At 31.1% G+C, this 12,003-nt stretch carries 7 protein-coding genes; all 7 read right to left on the bottom strand.

Annotated elements, in window-relative coordinates; genetic code table 11:
- Positions 1 to 3: 3 nt before the first annotated feature.
- Positions 4 to 1,071, bottom strand: coding sequence for a glycosyltransferase family 4 protein (locus tag J2S06_RS04900; protein WP_419151487.1), 1,068 nt, complete (start codon positions 1,069 to 1,071; stop codon positions 4 to 6).
- Positions 1,072 to 1,230: 159 nt separating this feature from the next.
- Positions 1,231 to 2,115 carry a UTP--glucose-1-phosphate uridylyltransferase GalU gene (gene galU, locus J2S06_RS04895; RefSeq protein ID WP_419151486.1) on the bottom strand — a complete coding sequence of 295 codons (885 nt, stop codon included), beginning with the start codon at positions 2,113 to 2,115 and terminating at the stop codon, positions 1,231 to 1,233.
- Positions 2,116 to 2,129: 14 nt separating this feature from the next.
- Positions 2,130 to 3,227, bottom strand: coding sequence for a glycosyltransferase (locus J2S06_RS04890; protein ID WP_419151485.1), 1,098 nt, complete (start codon positions 3,225 to 3,227; stop codon positions 2,130 to 2,132).
- Positions 3,228 to 3,306: 79 nt separating this feature from the next.
- Complete coding sequence (locus J2S06_RS04885) at positions 3,307 to 4,392, bottom strand: MraY family glycosyltransferase (protein ID WP_419151484.1); 1,086 nt, start codon at positions 4,390 to 4,392, stop codon at positions 3,307 to 3,309.
- A 204-nt stretch (positions 4,393 to 4,596) separates the two neighbouring features.
- Positions 4,597 to 6,108, bottom strand: a complete 1,512-nt coding sequence (gene murJ, locus J2S06_RS04880) for a murein biosynthesis integral membrane protein MurJ (RefSeq protein WP_419151483.1) — start codon at positions 6,106 to 6,108, stop codon at positions 4,597 to 4,599.
- 111 nt (positions 6,109 to 6,219) lie between these two features.
- On the bottom strand, positions 6,220 to 8,589 hold the full coding sequence (locus J2S06_RS04875) for a S8 family serine peptidase (RefSeq protein WP_419151482.1): 2,370 nt from the start codon (positions 8,587 to 8,589) through the stop codon (positions 6,220 to 6,222).
- A gap of 175 nt (positions 8,590 to 8,764) precedes the next feature.
- Positions 8,765 to 11,998: a M14 family zinc carboxypeptidase gene (locus J2S06_RS04870; RefSeq protein ID WP_419151481.1), complete on the bottom strand. Its 3,234-nt coding sequence runs from the start codon at positions 11,996 to 11,998 to the stop codon at positions 8,765 to 8,767.
- Between the last annotated feature and the right edge of the window lie 5 nt (positions 11,999 to 12,003).

Genomic DNA, 12,003 nt, shown 5'->3' with positions numbered 1-12,003 from the left:
CAATCATTGATTTTGGTCCCTTTTGTAAACATATGCAGATATTTTTATAAATAATTTAGTTAATGGCTTGTAGTTTTTCCCAAACAATTCTAATATTTCTCCCATTACCTCTATAAAGAACAACATACAAAAAATAATAATAATTGATATCCACACAGTGCTTCTTGAGAAAATAATGGCTGATAAACTAAACAGAATACTTATTAAATAAATAATTAGAACTGTTTGTAAATGTGTAAAACCTAATTTTAAAATATTATGATGTAAATGGGACTTATCTGCCGAAGAGATCGACTTTTTATTTATGACTCTTCTTACGATCGCAAAAAAAGTATCCGATAGTGGTACACCAAGGATTAATGCAGGAACTAGTAATGATAAAAGAGTAACATTTTTAAATTCCAAAAGAGATAAGACAGAAATGATAAAACCCAAAAATAGTGAGCCTATATCCCCCATAAAAACCTTTGCTGGATAAAAATTGTATATTAAAAATCCTAAAATAGCAAAAATCATGATTAAGGACATCTGCACTACAAAATTTTGACCAGGCAGGCTTAAGTACACAATGGTTGATAAAACAATTATCGAAATCCCTGCCGCTAAACCGTCTAATCCATCAATTAAATTAATGGAATTCGTTACAACAAGGATCCATATAAAAGTGATCGGGATTCCCCACCAACCGATATTTACTTGACCCAAAAAGGGAATATGCATGAATTTAATATATAATCCACTTGATACAACAAAAAACGAAGCCAATAGTTGACCCATTAGCTTCCATTTTGGATTCAGTTCAAAAATATCATCCAAAAAACCAGTAATGGCGATAATGAATGAACCAACAAGAACACCTTTTAAATACATACTTTCAGGAATAAAAAGTAAAACACCTACATAAAAAGCTAAAACAATTGCCAATCCTCCCAGCCTTGGCATTGCTATTTTATGGACTTTTCTTTTACTAGGAGAATCAACAGCACCGAGAATAAATGCAAATTTTATAATAAATGGTGTAATGCTCAATGAAATGAAAAACACAACGAATAGTTTAAGAAATAATTCCATAAGACTATACCTCTAATTGAAAAGTAAACTTCAGTCTTATGTTAGCCATTTATTATTTAATGCATACAAAGCAACTAATTAATAATATAGTATTAATACAAACAAATATTTATTTAAAAAAAGGTACACCCTTAATAAGTGCACCTTCACTAACTATAATTAGTTTAGTTTCCCTTCTTTGTAAAGTTTTTTTAGATAATATTTTAGTCGTTCACTTAAATCTTCTCGTTCTAGAGCTAAATCAATTGTTGCCTCTAGAAAACCAAACTTATCACCAACATCATATCTTCTTCCTTCAAAAGCATATGCTAAAACTTTACTATTTTGTGACATTTTCTTTATAGCATCAGTAAGCTGGATTTCCCCACCATGTCCGACATCCAAATTTTCTAGGTAATCAAAGATCTCTGGATTAAAAATATATCTTCCCATTACAGCAATATTAGAAGGAGCATTTTCTCTAGGCTTTTCTACCATATCTACAACTTGGACTAAGTCATCACTAATATTTGTCGGCCTAGGCTTAATAATACCATATTTATGCAAATCATCCTCATGTACTTTTTTTGTGCCAACTACAGAACACTGATATTCGTTATATATATCTATAAGTTGTTTTAAGCAAGGTGTCTCACTTTTGACAATATCATCGCCTAATAAAACAGCAAACGGCTCGTTAACAATAAAACTTTTCGCACAGTTTACTGCATGTCCTAATCCTAACGGTTTTTTTTGTCTTATATAGTGTATATTTACCATATTAGAGATTTTCTGTACTTCTTCTAATAAATCGAACTTTTCCTTCTCTCTTAACTCCAGCTCTAGCTCTATAGAATAGTCAAAGTGATCTTCAATCGCTCTTTTATTACGACCAGTTACAATAATAATATCTTCAATACCTGATTCGATGGCTTCTTCTATAATATACTGAATAGTTGGTTTATCCACAATCGGTAACATTTCCTTCGGTTGCGCTTTTGTAGCCGGCAAAAACCGTGTACCTAAACCTGCAGCTGGAATGACAGCTTTCTTTACCTTTTTCATGAAAAGAACCTCCACTATGATTGAAAAATTTCAATTAACTTACCTTTTATATTTTCCACTTTATATTCTTCTGCTTTACGTTTTGCCTCATCACACATTTTTCTCTTTTGATCTTCTGAAAGTGAATAATAAAGCTTTATTTTATTTACTAAATCATCTATAGACCCAGTTTGAAACAAAAAACCGTTTGTACCATCAATAATATAATCAAGCAAGCCACCTATAGAGCTACCTATTACAGGTGCTCCACAAGCCATTGCTTCTAATCCGACAAGACCTAAACTTTCCCCTGTTCTAGTTGTTGGAAAACAAAACACATCAATCGCATTATATATTGCATTTAATTTTTGTTGAGGTAATAAAGGAAAGTGAATAATTACATTTTCTAACTTATATTCAGATACCATTTTTTCGAATTTTTCTTTGTCTTTTCCATCTCCTACCATAATAACTTTTATATTATTTTTTTTTATAAATTGTTCATCATTTAATTTTTTCAATGATTTTAATAAAATGTCCCACCCTTTTCCAACATCTAGTCGACTGACATATCCAATATATTGATAATGACGATCTAAATTAAGCTCTTCAAGCGCAGACTGTTTATCCTCTCTCTGATAAAAAGTTTTGCTATTAACTCCTCCAGAAGGAAAGACTTCTATGCGATTTTCTAAGTTATATTTCCTTCTAACTAGTTCTTCATAATATTTACTTGGTGTAATCACTACATTTGAATGATTTAATAGCTTTTTAACATAAGGCTGATATTTTTCTTGTGATGGCACTTCTGGTACGACATCACTGCCATGAACATTTGTATAGATGACTAGATTTTTATTCAATTTTTTTAATAACAGAATTGGAAGCGCATTATGTGAAGCATAATGTACATACGTTATATCATACTTTTTGATTAACCCTTTCCAGATAATTTTCAAAAAATAAATCAAATATTTTATTAGCTTTAATACCTTATTTTTTTCTTTAAGCAGTACAGTACGGTCAACTTTAAAACCAGCGTCTAATAAAATATCCTCTGTATTTTTAACAAATACACCGTAATTGGGAGCCGATTGGCTTGGATACATGTTTGCAATTAAGTGAATTTTCATAACAACCCTCTCACATTTTTGTTGATTTACCTTTATAACTAAAAAGCTGCATTTAAACAACAAAAACGCTTAATTCACATCAAGCGTTTTTGTTGTTTTCTATACTTACTTTCTTAGGATTTAGCTTATTATATAGACTAATTAGAGGTTTGTAATTTTTACCAATTAACTCAAAAACCTCAATTAACAACTCAATTAAAAGTAAAACCAAAATAAAAATGATAATCGAGGCGAATAAATTTGCTTTATATAAGAGAATGGCTGAAGCACCAAAGAACACGGAAATAAAATAAATAAACAAAACAGCTTGTCTGTGAGTAAAACCAGCGTCTAATAAACGATGATGCAAGTGATTTTTGTCAGCATCCATAATTTTTTTGTTTTGTAGTTTACGACGAATAATTGCCATAGTTGTATCCGTTAAAGGCACTGCAAGGATTACGATCGGAATAATAAAAGTTATGAAGGTCACTTGTTTAAATCCGATAATGGAGAGAACAGAAAGTAGAAAACCGAGCAACAAAGATCCTGTATCCCCCATAAAAATTTTGGCTGGATGAAAGTTAAATATTAGAAACCCAAGTGCAGCACCAATTAAAGCAAGCGACAGAAAAGCAACATGTGTTTCCCCCATGATCAATGCCATGATAAAAATCGAGGTTGCCGCAATTATAGATACACCTGATGCCAAACCATCAAGACCATCTATCAAGTTTACAGCATTTGTCACTCCAAGTATCCAAAAAAATGATACAAAAAGCGCTATCCATATATTAACATGTATGCTCTCTTCTAAAAAAGGTACTGTTATATATTCAATAGCCAGCCCGTCTGCCAAAACAATGGCAGCTGCTAATGTTTGACCGACTAGCTTCTGCCATGGCTTAAGTTGAAATTTATCATCAACAAAACCAGTTATGACAATTATTGTTGTAGCAATAATAATACTAAAATTTAAATCTACAAATGTTGATATATAAAGAAACCCTATTAAAAAAGCAATATATATTGAAACCCCACCAATTCGTGGAATTGGTTTATTGTGAACTTTTCGATTATTAGGAATATCCACAGCACCAATCTTTTTTGCAAATTTTATTACAAATGGAACAGATATCACGCTTATTATAAATGTAATTAGGAATGTTATTATGTACGGAGACATTCATTACACCTCACAAAGGGAGATTAATAAATGAAATAATATATAAGCTAATTAACGGCTACATGATTTAAAATCAATTATATGCAAATTTACAAAAAGTTCATTTTCATCCATGAAATAAAATGTTATTTCATTAGTAATCATCACACGTTAATTATTATATCTTTTTATACTCAAAAAGAAAAGTGCCCTTTAAATTTTGATTCAATAGTTTTTTAAATCCGATTTTTTAAAAACGATATCATTTAGAGACTCTGTTTTAAATATCAATAACATTACCAAATAAATGACTGCTCCAATAATTGTTAAAATCATGAAATATAAATATACATTAAAATGCTCAAAAAAACCTTTAATATTCAATAGTACTGTTATCATCACTAAACATGATAATAGTATCTTTAAATATTCCTTCCCAATTTTCCCTAAAGAAAGCCAGCCTATTTGTTTATTTAAAATTAAAAATGCAAGTAATGTATAAATAAAACCGACAACTGAAGTGGATAATGCCAATCCTTTATAACCGATCCAATTTGAAAATATAAAATTAAATATTATATTTAACATTATAGATAATATTCCAATCTTCATAATCAAATTACCCTTATCAAGTGTATAAAAACCCTTTGCAATAATAACCTGGATACTATAAAAAAGAACTGAGCCAATGTAATAATAAGCCACCTCTGCAGTAGCTAATGTTGCCGCTGAATCGAATGCTCCACGTTGATAAACTATTTGTATGACCTCTTTCATCATTAGCATCATTCCAGCTACAGTTGGAGCCAAAAAAAGAAACATAATTGCCAATCCTTTTTCCAATCCAGACTTAAAAAGAGGCATATCATTATTAGTACGTGCCCTAGCAATAATAGGATATATGATCGTTGCTACAGTCACTCCAAAAATAGCTTGAGGAATACTAACTAAACGAAATGCATAATTTAGATATGAAATAGCATCAGCTCCAAACATACCAGCAAAAAAATTGCTAATATTCAAATTTATTTGTCCGACCATTATTGTTAATCCGACAGGGATAAAAATATAATAAAATGTTCGTACTTCCTTTAAATCAATTTTTTGTTTCCAATTAATGAAGTTTTTAGGTTTAAAATAAATAAGCTTAATTAGAAAAGAGATTACTGTTCCGACTAAGTATCCAAAAGCGATCGAATAGCCACCGATGACTTTACTAAGAAACGTTGTGCTACCAATCGTACATAACACAACAACTGTTTGCGAAAATGTCGAAAACGAGTATTTCCCGTTAGCATCAAAATAACCTTCATATACAGCATTTATACCGACTAAAAAAACGGATAAAAAATATGCAATAGATGTCCATATCGCAAGCTGTTCAATGTCATCCGAGAACGTAGGAAATAAAGTTTTGATTAATAACGGAGATAACAGAGCACCCACAATTGAAATTAATAGTCCAATGTAAAACGTACCTTTCACTATATTGGTTAAATGAGAAAAACCTTGATTTTGTTTATTATACTTTAGATACGATGGCACAAATGCATCTTTCATACCAGTTAACATAAATAATATAAAAGTGTTTGGAATTGTCATCGCTGCATTATATGCTCCAACGACTGCACTAGCACCAAACTGATGAGCAATTACTATATCCCTGAACATGCTAGAAAATTTCAAAAAGAGAGTAGAAATAAAAAATAAAATACTAGCAATTTTTAATTTAGACAAACCAATCACACCCTTGAAAATTTTAACATTTAAAACGATTTTATAATATAAAAAATCCCTTGATTAAAATTACTCCTTTAGTAATTTTAAGTCAAGAGATTTTTTAAGCTATTATTTTTTCGTTGCTGGTTTATATACATACCCAATCCTATTAGATAACAATATTTGATACCAATCTCCATACTCTCGAACGTAGCCATACCTAATACCATTATTTATTTGTCCAATTGGCCTTAATTTTCCAGAAGAATTATCATAAACAGTTAAATTTTTAAGAGCTATAAAAGAACCATGATTTTTAGAAGGGGTTTTAAAATTATAGTTAATAACACAACTCGTTGTGGCAGCTTTCCATACATAAGCACGTTCGTTTCCAAACTGTATTTCCAACCAATTACCAACATCTCGAATCATTTTAAAACTTTCATTTTGTAACAAATATCCAACGTTTGCTAATTGTCCATTATAATTTTGATATATTGGTAGTTTTTCTATACCTGGTTTATAACAAGCGTTATCAACTTCTATAAATGGTATAGTTGCAGGCTTATATACATACCCTAAGCGTCCGCTAATTACAACACTGTACCAATTACCAACATCTCGAACGTAAGGATACTTTACATTTTTTAATATTTTGGCAAAAGGTACGAGATTACCAGATGAATTATCATATACTGTTAAATCACTTGTAGCAATAAACCATTTGTTCTGACTATTATTATCATGAGTATTAATCATTTCTGCAGGTTCAGTAGAATCTTCCCATACATACCCGTATTTTTCGCCATATTGAATCTTATGCCAATTCCCGACATCTGCTATCCTGTGATAAATTTGCCCTTTATATAAAGAACCCACTTTAATTAACTTCCCTGTACTATTATCATAAATGGTTGTATTTTCTTCCAAAACTTTAAAATATTGATCTTTCTCTGTAAAGATCCTCCGAGTTGCAGGTTTATATACATAAGATTTTCTTCCTAAAAAATTAATTTCATACCAATTACCAATATCTCTTACATATGAATATTCAACACCTTTGCTAATTATCCCTATAGGGGTCAGCTGGCCTGATGAGTTATCATATACTGTTAAATCAGTAACACCTTTAAAAAAGTGTAAAGAATGTCCTGAATAATCATTATAATTTAATGTTGGTACCGTTGCATATTTCCATATATACCCCAATTTATCTCCAAACGCTATTTTTAACCAGTTCCCTGTCTCTGATAATAACGAAAAACTTTGTCCTCGTGAAAGCTCCCCAATTTTTACTAAAGCCCCCGTGCTATTATCATATATCGAGACATTATTTTCAATCACTTTAAATCGTTTTTCAACCTGATATGACAAGTATGGAGATTGTACGAGACCATTTCCATATAAATTATCTTTTCCTTTGACACCCAAATCTATACTATATTTTCCTAAAAAATCCATAATATCATCATTATTAAAATCAGAGAATTTTTGTTTTAATAAGGCAACAATTCCTGTAACATAAGCAGTAGCCATCGATGTTCCAGACATATATTGGTAATCATTATTTAATCCAAGGCTATATATATTTACTCCTGGTGCTACAAAATCTAAAGAAGGACCTGTTCCTGAAAAATAAGCTCTTCTTAAATTCTCATCAATAGCCCCAACTGAAATCACCTTTTCCATTTTTCCAGGGTAAGTCATTGAGTCGCCACTGCCATCTTCAGTACCTTCATTCCCTGCAGAAGCTACAACAGTAATTCCTTTTTTACACGCCTCATCAATCATCCATTCAAGAATAGGAGAGTATTGATCTGTCCCAAAACTTAAGTTAATTACGTCCATGTTATTTTCAATAGACCAATTTAATCCTTCAAGTATGTCAGATAAATAACCGTTCCCATTTTGATCTAACACTTTTACAGCATATATATTTGACTTGGATGCAAGTCCATTAATCCCAATATCATTGTGTTTTGCACCAATAATGCCTGCAATATGTGTTCCATGACCGTTATCATCTCCATAAAAACTAGTATAATCTACAAAAGACACACCTCCTTTTACATTTATATCTTCATGGTTTAAACTGATTCCTGTATCTAAAATAGCAATATTTTGACCTTCCCCATTTAACCCATCTGCCCATGCTATTTCAGCTTTAATTTTTACTATTGGCCACCTATATTCATTACTTACTGAACCCTTTATCTCAAACACTTTATCATTTTCAATAGATTGTACTTTAGGATTCATTACAAGACTCAAGAGGTCATTGTTTGATAAAGAAGCTACTATTATATATTTATTGTCAAAATGAAAATATTTATCAATATTCAATGTCGATAAAAGTCCTTTATCAGGCATGTCAGAAAACGTAATAATATATTGATTTACATCCGTTTCTTGAATATTTTCAGAGTAAGTATTTGATTGAAAAGAAAAGACAAAAAAAGCTAGAAATATTGGAATCAAAATATGATTTACTTTAAACATCCTATCACCTAATATGCAAAAATTAAAACAAGGATACCTAATGATTATAGGTATCCTTTTTTATTTTATTACTTTAATTCAAAATATAAAAGATATATATTTTTAAAAAAATAAGTTAGGTAATCTATTCTAGATTAAGGTATAGATTTTAAAAGTAATAGACTACTACTTTCCATTATCGAATATTTCTATTTCTATATGCTTCATCAGCCAACATTAAACCGATTGAATAGTTTTGTTGCCAAATTCTCGGGAAATTACTCAATGGAACAGGTCTTTCCCCTACATACGGCGATACTTCTGGTGTAAACCCAGGCTTTTTATGGGCTGATATAAACCAGTCTGTAAACCCACCGCCACTAGGATTTGGACCAGGATAAACTAGGCGATAACCAGTTTTATTTTTAATCATTTTAGCAATTGCATGATCTCGATTATAACGTACGGAATCTTGATGGAAATTCCAATATAATATTTCACCAGAAGAATGATATGCAACTGCAGTCTTAAAATTGTGCCGATTCGTAAATTGATAGATTGCATATGCTTCTGGTTCACTTAATGGTCTTGGACCTTTATAATTTTTGTAGCTAGGTTTACCAGGATTATATTTAATATTTGCCCAATCAGCAGGATATTGACGATTTAAATCAACACCACGTATATTTGCTTTCCAAGCGCTAAAATCTTTTTTATTTCCATTTAACATCAGCACGAGCTGAGAGTTTTTAGCACTTGTATGTCCTTTTTGTACAAGAGTTACTCCATCAGGATTAACCATTGGAACAAACCAAATACTTGTTTTATCTAACAAATTTTTTGCAGAATAACTCCCTATATTTGTACCTTTAACGTATGCCTGTGCATATGTATCAATCATTTCCATTAATAAATTAGTCGTAATAAATTCCCTTGCGTGATGAGCTCCATTTAAGAAAATCTCTACATTCCCTTTTCCAAGTTTAATTGCGTAAATATTTCTACCATCTACAGATTGACCAATTATTTGTGTTTGAATTAATCCAGGATAAGCATTTTTCAATTCATTAATATCTTTTTCCATTTGTTCATAAGTATATATTTGGTTTGGATTTACTAAATCATTCACTACTTGCTTAACGGCACTTCCGTAAATGTATCCATCACGCCCAAGTACAGAAACTTTATACCAGTTCCCCATTTTTTCATAATAAGGATAAACAGCACCTTTCAATAATGTTGCAATTGGTACAAGCTTTCCACTTGTATTATCATAAACAGTAGCATCTGCTGTAACTTCAAGTTGATAAGAGGAATTAACCGTCCCTTTGTGATGATTTTTATATGTAGGGAACAAAATTGGTTTAGTTGCTGCTTTCCATACATACCCAATTTTATCTCCAACTTGTACTTCATGCCAATTTCCTAAATCTCGTAATCGTTCATATTGCTGTCCTTTCTCTAAAAGACCAATTTTTGCAAGGCTTCCATTTATATTTTGAACAATTTGAACATTGTTTTGTGTTGTTTCAAAATATTTAATTGAATCAGTAAATTGTAATTCAACACCTGTTTCATAAACATAACCAATCCTTGAGGCATAAAGAATCTGATACCAATTCCCTGTTTTTTTGATAATGGGGTATGATATTCCTTTTTTGATTTTTCCGTACGGTATTAATGTCCCTGTCGAATTATCATATACCGGAACATCTTGTGAAGCTTTAAAATAAATATCCGTATTTAAATTCGTTTCTCCGATCTTTCTAGGGACTTGCAATGACGGTTCTGTCGCTTCTTTCCATACGTAGCCTTTTTTATCTCCGTATTGAATTTCTATCCAATTTCCTAATATTCTTTCTATTGAATATACTTCCCCTTGTTCCAGCCATCCGACAGGCTGTAACTTACCGCTACTATTTTCATAAACGGTTACGTTTGGTTGCATTACTTTAAAATACTTAATTTGTGATGTAAACGGTATTGTGTAACCCGTTTTATATACATATCCAATTCTGCCCGCAAACAAAATTTCTAGCCAATCCCCAGTTTGCTTAATAATAGGGTAGCTGACTCCCTTTTTAATTTTTCCATACGGTATTAATGTCCCTGTCGAATTATCATATACCGGAACATCTTGTGAAGCTTTAAAATAAATATCCGTATTTAAATTCGTTTCTCCGATCTTTCTAGGGACTTGCAATGACGGTTCTGTCGCTTCTTTCCATACGTAACCTTTTTTATCTCCGTATTGAATTTCTATCCAATTTCCTAATATTCTTTCTATTGAATATACTTCCCCTTGTTCCAGCCATCCGACAGGCTGTAACTTACCGCTACTATTTTCATAAACGGTTACGTTTGGTTTCATTACTTTAAAATACTTAATTTGTGATGTAAACGGTATTGTGTATCCCGTTTTATATATATATCCAATTCTGCCCGCAAACAAAATTTCTAGCCAATCCCCAGTTTGCTTAATAATAGGGTAGCTGACTCCCTTTTTAATTTTTCCATACGGTATTAATGCCCCTGTCGAATTATCATATACCGGAACATCTTGTGAAGCTTTAAAATAAATATCCGTATTTAAATTCGTTTCTCCGATCTTTCTAGGGACTTGCAATGACGGTTCTGTCGCTTCTTTCCATACGTAGCCTTTTTTATCTCCGTATTGAATTTCTATCCAATTTCCTAATATTCTTTCTATTGAATATACTTCCCCTTGTTCCAGCCATCCAACTGGTTTTAACTGCCCATCACTATTATCATAAACAGTTACATTCTTTTCTATTACCTTAAAATATTTTACTTGAGATGAAAATGTAATGTTCTTTTTTTCTATAGATAGAATATTTTCTCCAGATGTTTGCATTTGCTGTTCTTTTTTTTCATCAATCGTAGCCTCGTTTTGCTTTTGTTCATTCGAAACAATATGGTTAATATCTTTTTCCTTTGGTACATATAAATGTTTATTCCCTAACAATACTTGGAAATAATCTTCTGTTTCATTCAAAACTTCAATCTCGGTATTTTGATGTAAAATACCTACTTGAGACTTTAATTCCCCATCTCTATATAAAGGTAACTCTTCCTTAACGTCAATTGTTCTCATTTCAATTTTTTGGACTTTTTCATCTAATTCATTACTATTTTCTAATTCTTTGATTATTTCTATATGTTCCTTTGGCAGAATATAATCTGAACCTATTAAATAATACTCATTTCCACGTATTTCTACTTCCCACTGAGTATTTTTTAAAAGGGTCAAAATTTTATTACCTTCTACGTTTACAGACAAATCTTTCAATACATTTACGACATAACGACTGCTTTGCCTTTCTAAATTAATTTCTGTAGTCGCAAAAGCAGTAAAAACATTTAAAAATGTAATCGTGAAAACTAGTATCGAAATAAAAAGTTTCCTCATTAATG

The organism is Bacillus alveayuensis (assembly GCA_030812955.1).
Classification (GTDB): domain Bacteria; phylum Bacillota; class Bacilli; order Bacillales; family Aeribacillaceae; genus Bacillus_CB; species Bacillus_CB alveayuensis.
Note: the sequence above shows the minus strand (reverse complement) of the source record. Positions and strands in the feature narration are given on the sequence as shown.